The 20,107-nt window shown below is 30.3% G+C and carries 14 protein-coding genes and 1 pseudogene; 14 read left to right on the top strand and 1 reads right to left on the bottom strand.

The genetic code is table 11. The annotated features are described in order from the left end of the window. Nucleotides 1-317 precede the first annotated feature (317 nt). Nucleotides 318-2,417: a sodium-translocating pyrophosphatase gene (locus tag A500_RS16700; RefSeq protein WP_016208743.1), complete on the top strand. Its 2,100-nt coding sequence runs from the start codon at nt 318-320 to the stop codon at nt 2,415-2,417. Between the two features lie 289 nt (nt 2,418-2,706). Beyond that, nucleotides 2,707-3,081 (top strand): BlaI/MecI/CopY family transcriptional regulator, encoded by a 375-nt coding sequence (locus A500_RS16695; protein WP_016208742.1) that lies wholly within the window; start codon nt 2,707-2,709, stop codon nt 3,079-3,081. A gap of 65 nt (nt 3,082-3,146) precedes the next feature. On the opposite strand, the gene A500_RS16690 is transcribed toward A500_RS16695, so the two are convergent. After that, a complete protein-coding gene (locus tag A500_RS16690) occupies nt 3,147-4,004 on the bottom strand; it encodes a MurR/RpiR family transcriptional regulator (RefSeq protein ID WP_016208741.1) in 858 nt (285 codons plus the stop codon). Between the two features lie 338 nt (nt 4,005-4,342). On the opposite strand from A500_RS16690, the gene A500_RS16685 reads away from it, so the two are divergent. The 12 genes and pseudogenes from A500_RS16685 to A500_RS16635 all read left to right on the top strand — a co-directional run bounded on the left by A500_RS16685 (nt 4,343) and on the right by A500_RS16635 (nt 19,940). Next, a complete protein-coding gene (locus A500_RS16685) occupies nt 4,343-5,713 on the top strand; it encodes an FAD-dependent oxidoreductase (protein WP_016208740.1) in 1,371 nt (456 codons plus the stop codon). 11 nt (nt 5,714-5,724) lie between these two features. Further along, nucleotides 5,725-7,017, top strand: coding sequence for a citrate transporter (locus A500_RS16680; protein WP_016208739.1), 1,293 nt, complete (start codon nt 5,725-5,727; stop codon nt 7,015-7,017). An 81-nt stretch (nt 7,018-7,098) separates the two neighbouring features. Beyond that, nucleotides 7,099-8,958: a hydantoinase/oxoprolinase family protein gene (locus A500_RS16675; RefSeq protein WP_242835158.1), complete on the top strand. Its 1,860-nt coding sequence runs from the start codon at nt 7,099-7,101 to the stop codon at nt 8,956-8,958. A 47-nt stretch (nt 8,959-9,005) separates the two neighbouring features. Then, nucleotides 9,006-9,233: a hypothetical protein gene (locus A500_RS21470; RefSeq protein WP_242835157.1), complete on the top strand. Its 228-nt coding sequence runs from the start codon at nt 9,006-9,008 to the stop codon at nt 9,231-9,233. A gap of 20 nt (nt 9,234-9,253) precedes the next feature. Beyond that, complete coding sequence (locus A500_RS16670) at nt 9,254-9,880, top strand: hypothetical protein (protein ID WP_016208738.1); 627 nt, start codon at nt 9,254-9,256, stop codon at nt 9,878-9,880. 67 nt (nt 9,881-9,947) lie between these two features. Further along, entirely contained in the window at nt 9,948-13,346 is a 3,399-nt protein-coding gene (locus A500_RS19730; protein WP_016208737.1) for an LPXTG cell wall anchor domain-containing protein, read from the top strand. A gap of 76 nt (nt 13,347-13,422) precedes the next feature. Next, nucleotides 13,423-14,421, top strand: coding sequence for a sialate O-acetylesterase (locus A500_RS16660; protein ID WP_016208736.1), 999 nt, complete (start codon nt 13,423-13,425; stop codon nt 14,419-14,421). A gap of 5 nt (nt 14,422-14,426) precedes the next feature. After that, on the top strand, nt 14,427-15,323 hold the full coding sequence (locus A500_RS16655) for an aldose 1-epimerase family protein (RefSeq protein WP_016208735.1): 897 nt from the start codon (nt 14,427-14,429) through the stop codon (nt 15,321-15,323). A gap of 87 nt (nt 15,324-15,410) precedes the next feature. Beyond that, a complete protein-coding gene (locus A500_RS16650) occupies nt 15,411-16,271 on the top strand; it encodes an ROK family protein (protein WP_016208734.1) in 861 nt (286 codons plus the stop codon). Nucleotides 16,272-16,651: 380 nt separating this feature from the next. Continuing rightward, nucleotides 16,652-17,364 (top strand): annotated as a pseudogene (locus A500_RS16645) (response regulator transcription factor). Continuing rightward, entirely contained in the window at nt 17,354-18,934 is a 1,581-nt protein-coding gene (locus A500_RS16640; RefSeq protein ID WP_016208732.1) for a sensor histidine kinase, read from the top strand. Before A500_RS16645 ends, A500_RS16640 begins: the two are co-directional and overlap by 11 nt. Nucleotides 18,935-18,998: 64 nt before the next feature. After that, nucleotides 18,999-19,940, top strand: coding sequence for a glycoside hydrolase family 25 protein (locus tag A500_RS16635; RefSeq protein ID WP_016208731.1), 942 nt, complete (start codon nt 18,999-19,001; stop codon nt 19,938-19,940). Nucleotides 19,941-20,107 lie beyond the last annotated feature (167 nt).

Genomic DNA, 20,107 nt, shown 5'->3' with positions numbered 1-20,107 from the left:
CTATATAATGTATGCGGCATTGAATACTTAGTAAAGTTGAACGCATTTACAATTGAACTTAGTATGAAAGCCTATGTATTGAAGCTCACCTTGAAGTAGATGTTTCTTAATTTCTAATTATAGTTTACACTTAGTACTTGTTACCTGATACCTGTTCCCTGTTACCTATAAAATCAAAACAACTGTGTACTGTGCCTTGTGAACTGTGAACTGAAAAATGCTTCGTATTTTATTACTATAGTGAAGTATTTTCCAAAAATATGAAACGTATAATAAAGTGAAGATAATATATTTATATAAAAATGGGAGGAATTATTGTGAATTTAATTTTTATAGTTCTAATCGTATCTATTTTAGGACTACTCTTTGCAGCTTATCAATTATATCTAATACTAAAAGAAGATGATGGAGATGAAATTATACAAAAGATTTCAAACAGTATTAAAAAAGGAGCAAATGCATACTTAAAAAGACAATATAAAGGAGTAGGAATATTCTTCGGTTTAATGTTTGTCATATTCTTATTTCTAAGCATATTTGATTATGTTTCAATTTTTGTACCATTTTCTTTTATAATTGGTGGCTTCTTATCAGGCTTAAGCGGATATATTGGAATGAAAGTTGCAACTAATGCAAATGGAAGAACAACAGCCGCTGCTAAAAAAAGTTTGAATGGAGCTTTAAATATCTCTTTTAAAAGTGGAGCTGTAATTGGAATTGTAGTAGTTTCTTTAGGATTATTTTATATAGCATTAGGGTATTTATTTCTAAATTGTTATTATAATTACTTACCAGAAGGTGAGAGAGTAGTTGAAATAGCATCAAATATATTGACATTTGGTATAGGGGCATCTTCTATGGCATTGTTTGCTAGAGTTGGAGGAGGAATATTCACTAAAGCAGCTGATGTTGGAGCGGATTTAGTTGGAAAGGTTGAAATAGGAATTCCAGAAGATGATCCAAGAAATCCAGCAGTTATAGCTGATAATGTTGGAGATAACGTTGGAGATGTTGCTGGGATGGGAGCAGACTTATATGAATCATACGTAGGCTCACTAGTTTCATCTTGCGCATTAGCAGTAGCTGCAGGATTATCTGTAAAAGGAGTAGCAGTTCCTTTATTAGTTGCAGCTTTAGGTGTAGTAGCATCTATAATTTCTACATTCTTTGTTAGAACTAAGGAAGATGCAACACAAAAAAATCTTTTGAAAGCTTTAAGAAGAGGAGTATATATATCATCCATATTTGTAGCAGTTGGAGCCTTTTTCATTGTAAAAACATTATTAGGAACTGAAAACATAGGAATTTATTTTAGCATCCTATCAGGACTATTATCTGGAATATTAATAGGATTTTTTACAGAATACTATACCTCAGATAATTATAGTCCAACAAAAAAATTAGCTGATATGACGAAGACGGGTCCAGCAACCACAATAATAGGGGGGCTATCTTTAGGAATGGTATCAACAGCAATTCCGGTGATTATCGTTTCAATATCAGTTTTACTAAGCTTTAACTTATCAGGAGGCTCAAATGATTTTAATTTAGGTTTATATGGAATAGCAATTTCAGCTGTAGGCATGTTATCTACTTTAGGAATAACGCTAGCAACAGATGCTTATGGACCAATAGCAGATAATGCTGGAGGAATAGCAGAAATGTCAAATCAAGATCCAGAAGTTAGAAAAAGAACTGATGCTCTAGATTCCCTAGGAAATACAACAGCAGCTACAGGAAAGGGATTTGCAATAGGTTCAGCAGCACTTACTGCTCTTGCTTTTATTGCAGCGTATAAAGATTCAATCGAAAATATGGCTAAAAGTGGAGTTTACAAATTTGAATTCAATTTATCTATATTAAATCCACAAGTTCTTATAGGTCTATTTATTGGAGGAATGATTACATTTCTATTTTCATCAAAGACAATGGATGCAGTTGGGCGGGCAGCATCTAAAATTGTTGTGGAAGTAAGAAGGCAATTTAAAGAGATTCCAGGACTTATGGAAGGAAAGGCAGAACCAGATTATGCTTCATGTGTTGATATTTGTACAAAATCATCTCAAAGGGAACTTATAACAATAGCAGTAATTGCTATTGCTACACCAATTGTAGTTGGTCTATTATTAGGACCAAATGGAGTTGCAGGATTATTAGCAGGATCTACAGTAACTGGATTTTCCATTGCAATCATGATGTCAAACTCAGGTGGAGCTTGGGATAATGCTAAAAAGTATATTGAATCAGGAGTTCTAGGAGGAAAAGGCTCAGATTGTCATAAGGCTGCTGTAGTTGGAGATACTGTAGGAGATCCATTTAAAGATACCACAGGACCATCTATAAATATATTAATTAAGCTTATGTCAATGGTATCAATAGTATTTGGTGCATTAATACTTGCTTTTGGAAATCTCTAAAATTATCTAAAATATAATAAATTAACTCTTTATTAGAAATATTAGAATATAATATAAAAGAAAATGCATATTCCTTACTACACTATTTAGTTATTCTGATAATAGTATTGTAAGGGAATATGTATTTTTATTAATAGCTAAAATTTTATACTAACGATAAAGTTAATATACTTTATATAATAGGTAATGTTAATAAGATAATACTTTTTCCATTATTTGTTGACAAGCTTTGGCTACGGTTGTAAACTTGAATTAAGAATTACAACCGTAATCAAGAGAGGGAAAATTTATGGGGAATTTACCGAAAATATCAGATGCAGAATGGGAAGTTATGAAAGTAATATGGGGTTTGGGAGAAGCAACATCAAGTGAAGTTATTGAAAGTCTTAAAGGGAAGAAATTGTGGAAGAAAGCCACTATAAAAAGTCTTATTAGTAGATTGTTGAATAAGGAAGTTATTAGCTTTAAAAAATTTGGGAAGGAATATTTTTATTTTCCTCTTATTTCTGAAGAAGAATGTATTAAAGAAGAAAGCGAATGTTTTTTAAGGAAGGTATTTAATGGATCTGTAAATGAAATGTTAGTAAATTTTATTAAATCGGATAATCTAACTAAAGAAGATATAAATGAATTAAAAAATATATTAGATGAAATAAAATTTTAATTAGCCAAAAAACTTTATATATTCCTGATAAAAATAAGAGCACTTTAGTGCTCTTATTTTTATAGTTAAAAGTCGATTAAATATCTGTCAATTGTTTGATGTGTACTAACAATTGTATCACTGCTCATTTTACATTGCCTTAAACTCTTATTATCTCTTAATAATAAGGAGTAGATTAAATCAATTGTAAACAATGTCATTAAGCTATTAGAAAGGGATAATGAATTAGCAGCAATAATTTTATCAGCAGTAATTAACTTAACATCAACTATGTCATTTAATTTTGGGGAGTCATTACTTGTTATTGAAATTATTTTAGCTCCACGTTCTTTTGAAGCTATTAAAGCAGGATAGATATCCTTACATAGTAATGTAGGGACTATAACAATTAATAAATCCTTAGATGATATATTAGAAGTACATAGATGAATATCTAAAATATCAGTATGAGATTTTACATTTAACCCTATTAGTGATAATTTAAAGGCAAATTCATTTGCTACAAAAGATGTATTTATTAAAGAGATAATATGAATATTATTTGCTTCTTTAATAAGGTTTGCACTTTTAATTAATGCTTCTTCATTTAGCATAGCTGATGTATTATTAATAAGTTGTCTATAATCAAGTGATACTGATTCAATTATATTAGTATCTTTGTTTAAATAATTTTGAATTTCTCTAGTATTATTAGAAGTACTCTGAGCTAATGCTATTTTAAAATTATTAAAACCTTTATAACCTACCTTTTTACAAAAACGGTTAATACTAGCTTCTGAAGTACCAATTGCCTTAGCTAAATTGGTTATCGTATTTGTAATTACAAAGTCTGTATTATTAATTACGAATTGGCTTATTTCATTTTCACTAACTGTAAAGCTAGATTGTAACGAGATTATTTTCGAAATTACAACAGATGTCATTTAACATCCTCCTATAAAAAAGTTGTTTCTTATATGATAACAAATTTTTCTATTATAAACAATATTCATAGCTAGTAATAATAGGTAAAAATATTTGATAATTATTATAAGTGATAAATATGTATAGTAGAAAAATAAATGGCCTATTTTCAAAAAGTATGAAAGTTTTTGAAAAAAATATTCAAAAGCATTGACTGGGAATGAAAAAGATGGTAATATTTAATTAATGTTAACGTTAACAAACAATTGATAATATATCTGTATTCCATGATAAACTTATGATTGAATTATGGTAATTGTAAGTTTAGATAGATCAATTAATTATGGAGGAATGCTTAATGCTAAATATTATAGAACATGGTAAGGTTTATGATTTAATTGTAGCTGGTGGGGGAATATCAGGCACTATTTCTGCCCTTTCGGCTGCTAGAAATGGAGCAAAGGTTTTAATTGTTGAAAAGAATGGATACTTAGGCGGTGCCTTAACTGCATGTGGGGTAGGACCAATGATGACCTTTCACGCAGGAGAAAAACAAGTTATATTAGGAATAGGTGAAGAGATTGTACAAAACTTAAAAGCTAGGGGGTACTCTCCAGGACATGTTCGTGATACAACAAATTATATAAGCTACTTAACCCCCTTTAGTACTGAGGGAATGAAAATAATATTAGATGAAATGATAACTGAAGCTAAATGTGATGTGTTATATCATTCATTTATTGCTGGGGTAGATTTTGAAAATGAAGAAGTAAAATCCATTTATATTTGTAATAAGGATGGGCTAACTTCTTATAAAGCAAAGATATTTATTGATGCAACTGGTGATGCGGATATTGCAAATTACTGTAAAGTTCCATGTAAATTAGGAAGAGAATCTGACAGTGCAATGCAACCAATGACAATGAATATGAAATTATACGATGTTGACAGCAAAGAACTAAGAAATTATGCTAGAGAGAATTCAGAAAAATTTCCTAGATTAAATAAGGATATTAGTTTATTAGATTCAGCTCAAACCTTATCTTTTATAGGATTTGATGAAGAATTTAAGGAAGGTAAGAGAAAAGGTGAATTATCAATACCTAGAGAGGATATACTATTTTTCGAAACTTCAGTACCTGGAGAATTTATTATAAATACAACAAGAATAATTGAACATAGTGGAGTAGATGCAAAAAGTATCTCTGAGGCTGAATTCATTGGTCGTAAGCAATGTGAAGAACTATACAATTTTCTAGTAAGAAGAATACCAGGATTTAAAAATGCAAAAGTTGTAATAACGGGACCTTCAATTGGAGTTAGAGGAAGTAGACAAATATGTGGGAAATATACATTGACTGCAGAGGATGTTTTGGATAGGAAAAGATTTGAAAATGTAATAGCTCATTCCGCTTATCCAATTGATATTCATAACCCTAAGGGAGAAGGTACTATGAGTGTTCATGCTAAATCTTTTGATGATTATTATAGTATTCCATACGATATTATGGTGGTTAATGAATTTAAGAACTTATTAGTCACAGGAAGATGTGTATCAGCAACTTTCGAAGCTCAAGCAGCAATTAGAACAACACCAACATTGACAGCATTAGGACAAGCAGCTGGGGTGGCTGCAGCATTAGCAGTTAAATATGGTGATACTAGGAATATAGATATTAAGGAATTACAATCTTTATTAATTAAACAAGGAAGTTATATTGAAATATAGGGGGAATAATTATGAATAGTACATTACAATTAATTTTGATCTTAGTGGTATTTCTCGGTTTGGTAGGGCTAATGGTAGGAAGGAAGATTTCAACAATTTTAGCATTACCAATTATGGCAATAGCAATAGCATTTATAGCTGGCATTCCTTTTATGGCACAAGACCCAGAAAAGTTTACTATAGCTAAAAATGTATTAGAAGCAGGCTCCATGAGAATGAGTACAGCAATTGCTGGTCTTATATTTGGATCCTTATTTGGTAAAGTTTTAAGTAAGGTTGGTATTACAAGTACAATTATAAAAAAAGCTGCTGAACTTGCTGGAGATAAGCCGTTACCAATAGCCTTAGCATTCTTAGCTGTATCTTCAGTAATATTTGCGGCATCTAATGGTCTTGGTATGGTAATCCTAGTAGGTACAATCATTATACCAATTATGATATCAGCAGGATTAAGCCCATTAGTTAGTGGAATAGTTTTATTGCTTTCAAACGGAATTGGAGTAACATTCTCAGTTAGTACATTAGCAGTTTATATTGATGTTTTAGGTTTACCGCTTGAAACAGTTACAAAGTATTCATGGTTATGTGGAATCCCATTAATAATCGTAGCAGTTTTTATGATAGTATATTTTGTTAAGTATCAAGGAAAAATTAGAAAAGCGTGGGCAATGCCTACAGACGCACAAGCAAGAGGAACAGAAAAGAAAGTTAGAACTATAGCGTTAATTAGTCCAATTATCCCAGTAGTATTAGTATTTGCTTTTAAACTACAATTAGTACCAGCAGTTATTATAGGAATTTTAATTGCACTTATTTTATCTACTCCCAAAAATCCTTTACACATAGTATCAAGTGCTTTTGTAGAAGGTATTCAAGATGTTGCAGGTGCAGCAGGATTAATGATTGGTATAGGTATGTTGTTAAATTCTGTAATGTCACCAGAAGTAGCAGCAATCCTTCAACCAGCTATTAATTTATTAATACCATCAAATCCAATTATGTATATATTAGTATTTGGTTTATTATCACCACTTGCAATTTATCGTGGACCTTTAAATGTATGGGGATTAGGAAGTGGAATTATTGCTTTACTTGCTGCAGGAGGAATGAATCCTATAGCTGCTATGGTAGCTTTACGTTTAGATTCAAATGTGCAAGCTGTATGTGATCCTACTAATTCTCATAATGTATGGGTTGCGGATTTCACTAAACAAGATGTAAATGAAATAATAAAGAAAACAATTCCTTGGATTTTTCTATCAACAATTGTTGGTTTAATAGTAGCAGCATTCATGATTTATTAGAATTAGATTCATCTAAGACTACCTTAAATAATGGAAGTCTTAGATGAACTATACATTGTATATAAGATAGGAGGATTTATTATGAATAAAGTAAGAATCGGGATAGATGTTGGTGGAACTTTTACAGATGCTGTAGCAATAGATAATGAAACATATGAATTAATAGCTAAAATGAAAATTCCAACTACTCATGAAGAAGGGGTAGCTGTAGGAGTTGTAAAGATAATAAAAGCAATATTAGAAGAGAATAATATTTCTCCTAATGACGTTGTATTCATAGCTCATGGAACAACGCAGGCTACAAATGCTTTATTGGAAGGTGATGTAGCAAGCGTTGGTATTATTGGTATGGGTACAGGTTTTGATTCAAGAGGTGCAAAGAAGGAAACTAACGTAGAGAATATTGAATTAGCTCAAGGTAAGTATTTAAAATCAGAGCATTTATTTATTGATTCTAAAGATGTTAATGAAGCTTCAATAAATGAAGCAATAAATACTTTAATTAAGGATAAATGTGATGTAATTGTTGCTTCAGAAGCATATAGCGTAGATAATCCAGAAAATGAACAGAAAGTAATTGAAATTGCAAATGGAAAGGGTTTATTTGCTACAGGTGGACATGAAATTTCTGAATTATATGGATTAAAAATGCGTACGAGGACAGCAGTTGTAAATGCTAGTTTAATACCTAGAATGATGCAGACAGCAAATATGACAGAAAAGGCTGTAATAGATACGGATATAAAATCAAACTTGATGATTATGCGCTGTGATGGTGGTGTAATGAGTATAAATGAAGTTAGAAAAAGACCTATTTTAACAATGTTATCTGGACTTGCAGCTGGAGTTGCTGGTGCATTAATGTATGAAAAGGTTTCTGATGGAATATTCTTTGAGGTTGGTGGTACAAGTGTAGATATTTCTGTAATAAAAAATGGTAAGGTAATGATTAAATATGCTCAAGTTGGAGGTCATAAAACATACTTAAGATCTTTAGATGTTAGAACATTAGCCATAGCTGGTGGTAGTATGATACGAGTTAAGGATAAGAAGATAGTAGATGTTGGACCAAGAAGTGCCCATATTGCAGGAATTGAATATGAATGTTTTACAGAGGAAAAGAAGTTTTCATTACCTAAAATCAAGTTTATTTCACCAAGAGATGATGATCCTAAGGAATATGCAGTAGTTGAAAGTGGAACTGGTAATGATTATTCATTAACACTAGCAGGTGCTGCGAATATCTTAAATTATGTTCCAGAAGGTGATTATGCTAGAGGAAATATTGAGAGTGCTAGACTTGCGTGGTCAGCTTTAGCAGAATATGTTGGTTTAAGTATAGAGGAAGCTGCTAAGGAAGTAATGAAGATTGCAATAAATAAATTATCTATAGTAATTGATGAACTAATTCAAGAATATGATCTAGATAGAAAGTTCATAGTCCTTGTAGGTGGAGGTGGAAGTGGTGCAGTTGTAGTAAATGCATTAGCTGAACACTATGATTTCAAATGGAAGTTAGCAAAAAATGCACCATTTATTTCAACTATAGGGGTTGCCCTTGCAATGGTAAGAGAGCAGATAGAACGTACAATAGTTAATCCTACAGAAGAAGACATTAAGCGTATACGTGCAGATGTAATAGAAAAGATTATTCAATCTGGAGCAAATGAAGAAACGGTAGATGTCAACATAGAAATTGATAGTCAAAAGAATATTGTACGTGCAGTAGCAACTGGTGCCACTGAATTTAGAAACAAGGATTTGAATGCAAAATCACTTAACCAAGAAGAGTTATTAAAAATTGCTTCTGAGGCTTTAGGATGTAACTTAACTAATGTGTCTCCTATTTTTAGTACAGGTAGATGGCATTTAATTGAATCTTTAGTTGAGGAAAATAAGTTGTTTGGATTAATCAAAAAGAAAAAAGTAGTAGTTGTGTAATAGATCGTGAAGGTGTAGTGAGATTAAAGAAAGAAAAGGCATTTTTTGTGGAATTCTCAAAATCTGAAATCCACAGCAAATTTGTTGAATTTGTTGATGAAAACACTACATTCTCTGATGCAAACGCAACTATACCTAAAGTATTTCTATTTTATAAGGAAAAGATGCTTGATTTAACTGGTATGCAAAATTTAGAACAGTTATTATCAATCACTGACTTAGAAACTGAATTCTTAAAAGATGATGACAATATAATTGCTGTAGCATATAAATAATTTTGAAATGAGGGAATATCATGACAAGGATTGAAGATTTAGATCAGGTGCTTGCTTTTGGTGAAATATCTGAAGATTTACTTTTTCATAAAATTGAAAAATATAAGGTGAAAGACTATATATTAAAAAGCTTAGAGATTGGATATGAAGTAGCTGATTTATATAGTGTTCACGATATATTTGAATTATATAAAATTAATGAAATAGATATTGAATACTCACAAAATAATGGTAACTTTTATAATGTTAATTTCAGAGCACAATTTGAGTGGGATAAACATAATAAAAGCAAAGTTATAATTTATAAAGATTCTATAAAAGAATTAGCTAATATTAGTGGTATATCAGAAGAATTATCACTAAAGATTCATCTATGTCATGAATTTTTTCATTATCATGAATTATCAAATAACACAGTAGTTTCAGAGGTTTTAGACCCAGTTGTTACAGTAAAGTTTATGAATTTTAAGCGTAAGGCAAATATCAGTAGGTGCAGTGAAATAGCAGCCCATGGATTTACTAAAAAGATACTAAAGTTAGATTGTCTTCCCAATTTTTATGATTATAAATATCTTATGAATATAGGCAAGATAAAAGATACATACTTAGATGAATTGGCGGATATGTACAAGAACTATTGTATGTAGAAGTCAAAGATAGTAATAAGAATTTGTAAAGTATATCAAAAAGAGTCTAAACATAAAGGAGATAGGGATGAAAAAAAATATTTTGAAAAGGACAAGTATAATTTATCTTGTTGTAATGATATTTGCAAATTTTACATCTGCTTACGCTTATAATATTGGACAGCAGGATATATGGAATATAATCAACAAGAGTATGTCAAATATAGGTAATTGGAGAGAAGTTGGTGCTGGTAATGGTAAAGTGATTTTTAATGAAGATGAAGGGTATGCTAACATTTCAAAATCAACTTTATCTGATAATGAACAAGGAAAATATCTATGGTTAGCCTCACCTTCCAATTTAGATTTACCGGACAATGAAGCTTTTACAGTGAAAATAGAGGCTAGAGTTCCAGCTCCTATTGCTAGCGGTGGTAGTGAGATATCAATAAGGACTAAGGGGATTGATAACAATGAAAATGGAAGAATCTCAAAAATATTTTTAACATACGGTGATGATAAAACAGGTAAGGTTACTGCAATTAATTGGAATGGAGATAATAAAGTAGTTAATATAGATACGACTATGTGGCACGAATATACATTCCTAATTGGAGAACGTGATAAAACTACTGGAAATAGAAGTTTCGATTTGTACATTGATGATAATAAGGTATTCGAAAAGATAGATGCTGCTAAAATGAAGGATGGAGACTTGGTAAGATTAGGTGCAGATGTAGGAAATCTTTGCAATCTAGATGTTAAGTCAGTACAAATAGGGGATGGTACTATTCTACCTGAGAAACGAAAAGAAATATCAGAAGTAACACTTTCATCTTACACTCATAAAGAGGGAAGTGAAAATACTATAAGAACATCAATTAAAACAAATTTAGTTGATGATGGCACAGTTTTTGAAGCTTTATTGGTAGATTCAAAAAATATACCTGTTAGTGGCATAAGAAATGAAGGTACTATTATAAATAATCAAGGTGAGATAAATTTAATTTTGCCAGCTTCTCTTAAAATAGGGACATACTATGTACAAGTTAAATTTGATAACATTTCAAGAAATTCTGATCAATATATAATTACTGAAAACTTGGAGGCACCAGTTTTTCCTACCTTCTATTCAATAGATGAAATCATAAAAATTGATGATTATAAGTATAATCCAACAAAGGAATTTAATTTTCCTTCAATTGTAGATACAAAGGTTCATCCAATAGAAAATTCAATTGATCGTTATTATATGTTCTATGCACCACATGATGCTCCAGCTGGAATATGTTTAGCAACAGCACCAACTTTAGATGGACCATGGACTGAATATGGAAGTAATCCTTTAATATCCAATAGTTGGGAAAGTGAGAATGGGAATTACTATTATAATGTAACACATGTTTCATCTCCAGATGTAATGTGGAATTCTACGTATAATAAGTACTTTATGTACTTCCATGGAGAAAATAATGTAACAAGATATGCTACATCAGATGATTTAGTAAATTGGACATATGGTGGTGAATGTGTTAGAGCTAATGATTTCTCACCAACAGGTAAAGGTCTGACAGAATCAAGCTATGCACGTGTAGTGGAGCATGAAATTCCTGGATTAGATAATAAATATATAATGACAATTATGATAAATAACACTGCCAATATGAGAAAAATCTATTATGCTCATTCGAAGGATGGAATAGATTGGACTCCTGTAAAGGAAGCATTGGTATCGCCAGATAGTGACCCAAATATGAATTATGCTGGAAATATATCTGGAGCATATTTTATGGAATGGGAAGGCAGATATTATATAATGTGTCATGGAAGTACAGGAAATATGTATTCAGTGGAAGTTGGAGAGAGTCTAGATAAAGAAATCCATTGGGGTGTATTTTATGACTCATCAGATAGTTATCCAGACTACGCAAGATCTGGTGCTCCTGTATTTATACAAGATGATGAAGGTGTTTGGCATATGTTTTATGAGGGTGGAAAACGTCTTCATGCTAATATAATTCATGCAAAAGAATTAAGTGATGAAGAGAAAAATGAAATTAAATATGTTTCTCTTAAAATTAATAAGCCAAATTTAATAGTTGGTGAAAGTGTAGAACCACAGGTTGAAGTATTATTAAAGGATAATAGAATTTCAGACTTAAAGAATATAGACCTTAAGTTTAATAGTAGCAATGAAAATATATTAAAGTCTGAAAATGGTAACTTAATTGCATTGGTTCAAGGAACAGTAGAACTATCAGTTACTGCAACTTATAATGGCAAAAGTATAACTAGTGATATAGTAACCCTAGGAATTTTTGAAAATATAGAGTTACCTGAATTTAAAGCTGGAGAAACAATATTAAATAGTGATCAACTAACTAAAGGAACAGGATCAAACATTCAACTTCCTTCAGTAATTAAAGCAAAAGATTATTTTGAAAGTCCTATTGATAATTATTATATGTATTTTAGCTATGTTAGTGGAAGTGGTGGAATTGCTTTAGCTACAGCTCCAAGTCCAGAAGGACCATGGACTCCATATAATTACGGAGCAGCAATTATAACAAGCACTTTAAGCGGAGATTCTAAAGGAGATGTTACAGGTGCAGCTCCAATATGGAATAATGAATCTAGTGAGCTTAATATGTATTATAGTCAAGCTAAGAATTCAGTAATGTTAGCTACCTCTAAAGACGGTATTAACTTTAATTTTAAAAAGAAAGTCATAGATTTAAGTGACTTTAATGGAAAGAGTAGTCAAGCCTATCAAGTAAGTGTTTATAATAATGAGATAACTGACAATGGAAATAAATATACAATGTTACTAACAGGTAATGTTGGAGGTAAAAGACAAGTTAACTATGCAACTTCTCAGAATGGAGAAGATTGGGAAGTAAATGAAGAGGCATTAATCACGCCAATAGATAAGGATAAAGGTAATATTGCATCACCAAGGTTGCTGATATGGGATAATAATAAATATATTGTTTTTCATAATTCAAATGGAGATATAGAGATTGAATCTATAAGTGATGATTTTAGAGCTGTACAGAGAATTGGTACACTTTATGATTCGGTTTTAGAAGAACCTGATTCAAATAAAGCATCAGATGCTTGGTTTTATGAGGAAGATAATATATTACACATGTATTATACAGCAGGAAGCACTACAGGTACAGGATCAATTCCTAGTTCAAGGATTGCTCATACTTCAGTTGTAATAGAAGTTCAACCTACAGATCCAGGTGAAGAGCCTGAAAATCCAGGAGAAGAGCCTATAGATCCAGGTGAACAGCCTGAAGATCCAGGAGAAGGAACTACAGATCCAGCTGAGAAGCCTACTAATCCTATTGAAGAATCAAATGAGATTGGATATCTACCGAATACAGGGGATGCATCATCTAAACTACCGTATATAGCAAGTATCCTTATAGTAATAGGAATATTTATATTTGCTAAAAAGGGAGAGAAGATTAAGGTATAAATAGAATTAAATGAAAGGATCATATTAAGAAGCTTATAATTACTTCCTGATATGGTCTTTTTAAGGAGGGATATTAATGCAACCACGTTGTACAATAATAAATAAACCATTAAGTCCTTGTATTTATCAAAGAAATAATGAAAATAAAGCAATTATACCTATTGAAATTATTTATACAAGACCTGTTGTAGCAATTAAAGTTAAGGCAACTGGTAAAGATGTTGAAACTCCATGGATTAATTTAGAATTATATTATGGTAGAGGAACTGTGAAAATAGAATTACCATGCACTGGATGGTATAAAGTTAGAATGAAAGCCTTTGACGAAGATGAGAATGTTGTTGAAGAGGACTTCGTTGAAAATATAGGTGTAGGAGAGATTTTTATCACAGGTGGCCAATCAAATTCCCTGAATTTTGGAGAAGTATTAACTGAAAGTGATGATAATAGAGTATTATCTTGGAATACACAAATCAACCAATGGATTAAATGTAATGATCCTCAACCATGTGAAATTGGACCGGAAGTAGATATGGGGAATGGAGGCTCAATTTGGCCGACTTTAGGGTCAGCCCTAGCCAAAGAGTTAGATATGCCAATAGGCTTTTTAGCAACAGGATGGGGAGGGGCTGGAATTAAGGAATTCGGAGAAGGAACTATTAAATATGAAAGAATAATTAATGCACTAAATACAATAAAGGAAAATGGAGCAAGAGCTGTGCTGTGGCATCAAGGAGAAACTGATGCTGTTAATAAAACTACTAGAGAAGAATATGAAGTATTATTAAAGAGTTTAATATATAGAAGCCGTAGAGATACTGGATTAAATATTCCTTGGGTAATAGCCAATGCATCTTATCATCCAAAAGCAGAAAATATAGATAAGAAAGCTATTTTGGAGGCTCAAAGAAATTGTTGTAATGATAAAGATGTTTTATTGGGACCTAACACAGATAATATTTTGGGAGATAATAGAATTAATAATAGTGCTCATTTTAATCTTAAAGGGCTAAAGGCTCATGGCATAAGCTGGTTTGAAATTCTGGTAAAGTATTTTTTCGCTAATAGGGAGTAGTTTTTATGTTAATTGAACTAAAATTAAATGAATTTACTGCAATTGCTGATACATTTGGAGGAGAATTAATTTCTTATAAGGACGAAAGTGGATTAGAGTATTTATGGAATGGAGATGAAAAATATTGGGTAGGGCGCTCACCTCATCTTTTTCCAATAATAGGGGCTTTAAAAGATAATACGACTATTATTGATGGACAAAAGTTTAGTATTAATAAACATGGGTTTGCTCGTAATAGTGATTTCTTGGTTGCTGAAAAGGGAAGCAATTTTATATTGTTTTTACTTAGAAGTAATGATGATACACGTAAATTTTACCCTTATGAATTTGAATTATATATTAAGCATGAATTAATTGAGTATGGATTTAAAACATCTTATTGTATAAAGAATATAGATGATAAGCCAATAAGTTTTTGCATAGGTGGCCATGTTGGATTTAAAGTGCCTTTGAATAATGATGAAAGTTTTGATGAGTATTCAATACTTTTTGATAAAAGAATTACAAACGAAGCGATGATTCCTCCTAATGATGAGGCTTTTAGCAAAGAGGAATCTATTCCATATATTAACAACACTAATGTGTTACCGCTAAATTATGAAATTTTTGATATAGGTGCAATAATTTTAGATAAAATACAATCACATTCAGTTGTTCTTAAACATAATAAAAGAAATCATGGAGTTAGATTTTGTTTTGAGGGATTTCCTGTATTAGCGTTATGGACCTTTCCTAAAAAGAGAGCGCCTTTTATTTGTTTAGAACCCTGGCATGGGCTACCAGCTATGACGGATGATAGTAAGTATTTTGAAGAGAAGCCATATATGATTACCATAGACCAAAATAAACAATGTAATCTTGGTTATACTGTTAATATTATAAAATTTAATAGGATTATATGATTTTAAAATGAATCAATCAAAATATTTCCAATTACACATTTCTATATTATAATATAGGAATTAATAAAACTAAGGGAGGGCATTATTATGCTATATGGAGGAATAGAAGCTGGAGGAACAAAATTTGTTTGTGCAGTAAGTGATGAAAACTTAAATATCTTAGAGAGAGTAAGTATAAAAACAACAGTTCCAGAAGAAACAATGAAAGAAGTTTTTGAATTTTTTGATAAATATAAGATATGTGCAATAGGAATAGGTTCTTTTGGGCCAATAGATATAAATAAAAATTCTAAAACCTATGGTTATATAACAAGTACTCCTAAAAAAGGATGGAATAATTATAATTTTATAGGTGCAATAAAAGAAAAGTATAATATTCCAATTGCATGGACAACAGATGTAAATGCAGCAGCTTATGGAGAACTTAAAAAGGGTGGAGCAATAGGTTTAAACAGTTGTATTTATTTAACTATTGGAACTGGAATAGGTGGTGGAGCAGTAGTAAATAGTAAAATATTAGAAGGTTTTAGCCATCCAGAAATGGGGCATATTTTAGTTAGAAGACATGAGGAAGATAATTATGAAGGCAAATGTCCATATCATAAAAATTGTTTTGAAGGTATGGCAGCTGGACCAGCTATTGAAGAAAGATATAAAGTGAAAGCATATGAATTAGAGAAAAATGAAAAAGCATGGGAAATAGAGGCTTACTATATTGCCCAAGCAATAATGAGTTATGTTTTAATATTGAGTCCTGAACGTATAATCTTAGGTGGTGGAGTTATGAAGCAAAGACAAGTCTTTCCGTTAATAAGAAGAGAATTAAAAAAACTTATGGCAGAGTATGTTGAAATGCCTAATCTTGAAGAATTTATAGTGCCACCAATACTTGAAGATAATGCAGGAATTATAGGAAGTTTACTTTTAGCTAAGGATATAGAAATTTAATATAACAAATGCTATTATAAATGAACTAAGGTTAACTAATAATAGCTGTAAAATTGGGATTAATTAATGTAAAGATTGATTTTATGACAAAAAGAATGTTTGAAAGTAAGTTAGAACTTGATTTACTTTTAAACATTCTTTTTTATATAAGTTTAAATAAATATATTATATTTATAGTATGTCTTTACAAAGCATAATTCTAAAGTATCAGATATTAAGGTTTTTTTAAGGAATAATAAAGTTTAATATTAAGATATTTTAACTAAAATATAAATAAATAGTTAATACAAATAATTGAAGTAAAAAATTAAAATGAAGAATTAAAAGACTGCTTCTTTTATGGTAAACTAATTCTTAGAAGTAGAGGGGAGTGAATTTCTTTGAGTAGAGAAAGAATTTTAATAGTAGATGATGAAAAGGAAATTAGAGATTTAATAGATATATATTTAAAGGGTGAAGGATATGAAACAATAAAAGCGGAAAATGGTGAAGAGGCATTAAATATGCTTTCAAATAATGATGTTGACTTAATAATATTGGATATAATGATGCCTAAGGTAAATGGTATAGAGGCTTGTTTAAAAATAAGAGAAGAAAGGGAAATGCCTATAATAATGTTATCTGCAAAATCTGAAGATATGGATAAAATATTAGGGTTAAACACAGGTGCTGATGATTATTTAACAAAGCCATTTAATCCATTGGAGCTTGTAGCTAGGGTTAAATCACAACTTAGAAGATATAAAAGATTTAATAAAACAATTGTTAAGGAAGAGCTTGAAGTTAGAGAAGATAATATTCTATATATTGATGAAATAAGTATAAATTTAGAAACACATGAAGTTTTTAAAGAGGGGGAAGAAATAAAACTTACTCCAACGGAATTTGATATATTAGTTTTGCTAGGAGAAAATAGAGGAAAAGTATTTAGTATTGAAAATATATATAACAGTGTGTGGAAACAAGATTTTATGCAATCTGATAATACAGTTATGGTCCATATAAGAAAAGTGAGAGAGAAAATAGAAGATGATCCTAGAAGACCAAAGTTCATAAAAACTGTATGGGGGTAGGATATAAAATTGATAGGTAGAAAGAAAAAGGAGAAGAAAGGAAAAAAAGAAAAGCTTGAGAAAGATAGTACTAAATCAATAGGAAGTTCAGGAAATTTTATAGTTAGGATTATCAGTAAGTTTTATAACTCTAAAATAGGCATGAGAATTAGAGAAGTTTTTGAATGGATATATAAAAGAATAGAGAAAAGTATAAGATTTGAGCTTATGGTTGTTTTCGGAATATGTTTCTTTCTATCATTTATGTTTTATGGTTTTGCTAACAATATGTTATCTCAAAATAAAACAATAACTAATCTTGAATATAATATTGGTGAAATCCAATCAGAAGCTAATAATATAGCTAAAAGATTAAGTGGTGAGTATGGAGAAGAAATAGACGGTCTAAAGGATGAAACTAAAATAAAAGGTATCTTAGAGCAAAATTATAACGAAAAGACTAAGATATATATAACAGATTTAGATGGAAAGATATTATATAAGATAAATGGAGAGTTTCAAGAAAAATTAGATATATATGCAGTAATAGATAAGAGTAATTCAGTAGTGGAAGACGGAGATGAGAGAGTTTTTCTTTATCCAGTTAATATAGGTCAAGATAGAGCATATCTTATATATTTTAAAATACCAACACCATATATATCTTATGATTATTATGTAGATAAAAATTCATTTTTAGCTCTTTTCTTATCAGTTATTATGTTTATATCAATATTTATAATAATAACTAATAAAAAAATGAAATACATAGAAGAAATAGTATCTGGAGTAACAGTTATATCAAATGGTAATTTATCTTATAGAATTGAAGAAAAGGGAAAAGATGAAATAAAGAAATTAGCGGAGAATATAAATAATATGGCTTTTGAAATAGAAAATAGAATTGAAGGAGAACGAAGAGCTGAAAAGACTAAAAGTGAGCTTATTACAAATGTTTCACATGATTTAAGAACCCCTTTAACTTCTGTAATGGGGTATATAGGATTAGTCAAAGATGGAAAATATGAAAATGAAGGTATTATGAAGGAATATTTAAATATAGCTTTTAATAAGTCTAATCAACTTAAAGAACTTATAGAAGATTTATTTGAATATACAAAGCTTAATAATAAGGGAATAGTATTAGAGAAAACTAAGGTTAATATTGTAGAGTTTTTATCTCAGATTATAGAAGAGTATATTCCTGTTTTTGAAGAAAATGAAATAGAAGTAGTTAAAAAGTTTGTAGATGAAAAAAGTATTGTAGAAATTGATGCAGGAAAAATGGTTAGAGTTTTTGAAAATTTATTTTCTAATGCAATTAAATATTCCTTTAAGCCAGGACAGGTAAAAATATCTTCATATGAATCTGAAGGTTTTGTAAATATAGTAATAAATAATAGAGGAGAAAATATTCCAAAAGAAAAGGTAGATAGACTGTTTGATAGATTTTATAGAGTTGATGAGGCTAGAAATTCTAATACAAAGGGAAGTGGACTTGGTCTTGCTATTTCAAAAAATATAATAGAGTTACATAGTGGAAGTATATGGGCTGAATGCATAGATAATGATGTAAGCTTTTTTATAAAATTAAAGTCAATAAGACATTAAATAAAGTAACCTTTAAGAAAGATAGTAATAAACTAATATAGAGATTATTTTTCTTGGAGGAAAAATGCAAAATAAAAATCCTAATAGTAGATTTGGAATAGACATAAATGAATATACTCAAAATGTTAATTTTGAAACTCTAGCAAGAACTATAGACTTTTTATATTTAAGGTCATCAGGGTCAGGTTCGGGGAGATTTAGAGTTGATAGAAGATTTTTGGAGTTTGCAAAAGCAGCTCGAAATTATGGAATACCAGTAGGGGCTTATCATTATGCTGTGCCATCTTATGATTTAACTACTGCAGATTCTCAATGTGATGATTTCATAAACATATTGCAGGAAGGATTTGGGGAAAGAAATTATGGAGATTTATTTCCAGTACTAGATGTTGAGACACCAACAGATAATAAAATAAGTACTAAGGCATTAGTTGATTGGGTAGAAAGATTTAGAAAAAGATTTGAAAGAAAAACTAGAAGAAAATTAATGCTATATACAGGAGTGTTCTTTGTAGAATTATATAATAATTTTAAATTACCAAATGGATCTCAACCATTAAAAAGTATGCCATTATGGATAGCAATGTACACAGCTATTCCAAGTAATCCTCCATTTCCACCAGATGTGGGTGGATGGAAACGATGGAGAATATGGCAATATAGTGAAACAGCAAAAGTTAATGGCGTAGGAAATCCAGTAGATGCTAATTGGGGGCCAGACAATTTAGATTTACTTATGCAACCAAGGCAAGTAAGAGACTTGAAAGCTCGTAAAGAAGGTGGGTTATTAAGGGTTTCTTGGAGAAGAAATGATGATGTAGATTTATTAGGATATAATTTATTTGAAAATGGATATTGGATTGGAACAGTAGGAAAAGATGATACCAATTTCCAAGTTGCATTATCAGAACTACCAGTTCCAACAACGTCTCCTGTTAATATAACAATAGAGGCTTTTGATTATGATGGAGAAACTTCTCAAGTAAGAAGCAGAGTTACTGTATAGAATATTTAATAAAATATTTAAGTTTAAAATTTATCTAAAGGCTTATAATATTAAAGTTAAATTTAGTGTTATAGGCCTTAATTATATTGTATTAAAAAGGTACACTTTTAATTGTATATAAGAAATATTATCACAAGATATAAATAAGAAAAAATAAATTATATCAT

The sequence above is a fragment of the Clostridium sartagoforme AAU1 genome (assembly GCF_000401215.1).
Lineage (GTDB): Bacteria > Bacillota > Clostridia > Clostridiales > Clostridiaceae > Clostridium > Clostridium sartagoforme.
The sequence above is the reverse complement of the archived record's forward strand: the minus strand, read 5'-3'. Positions and strand labels throughout refer to the sequence as shown.

Coding starts and splice junctions, on each gene's coding strand:
- A500_RS16695 (WP_016208742.1), top strand. CDS start 2,707: ATGGGGAATTTACCGAAAATATCAGATGCAGAATGGGAAGTTATGAAA.
- A500_RS16690 (WP_016208741.1), bottom strand. CDS start 4,004: ATGACATCTGTTGTAATTTCGAAAATAATCTCGTTACAATCTAGCTTT.
- A500_RS16685 (WP_016208740.1), top strand. CDS start 4,343: ATGCTAAATATTATAGAACATGGTAAGGTTTATGATTTAATTGTAGCT.
- A500_RS16680 (WP_016208739.1), top strand. CDS start 5,725: ATGAATAGTACATTACAATTAATTTTGATCTTAGTGGTATTTCTCGGT.
- A500_RS16675 (WP_242835158.1), top strand. CDS start 7,099: ATGAATAAAGTAAGAATCGGGATAGATGTTGGTGGAACTTTTACAGAT.
- A500_RS16670 (WP_016208738.1), top strand. CDS start 9,254: ATGACAAGGATTGAAGATTTAGATCAGGTGCTTGCTTTTGGTGAAATA.
- A500_RS19730 (WP_016208737.1), top strand. CDS start 9,948: ATGAAAAAAAATATTTTGAAAAGGACAAGTATAATTTATCTTGTTGTA.
- A500_RS16660 (WP_016208736.1), top strand. CDS start 13,423: ATGCAACCACGTTGTACAATAATAAATAAACCATTAAGTCCTTGTATT.
- A500_RS16655 (WP_016208735.1), top strand. CDS start 14,427: ATGTTAATTGAACTAAAATTAAATGAATTTACTGCAATTGCTGATACA.
- A500_RS16650 (WP_016208734.1), top strand. CDS start 15,411: ATGCTATATGGAGGAATAGAAGCTGGAGGAACAAAATTTGTTTGTGCA.
- A500_RS16635 (WP_016208731.1), top strand. CDS start 18,999: ATGCAAAATAAAAATCCTAATAGTAGATTTGGAATAGACATAAATGAA.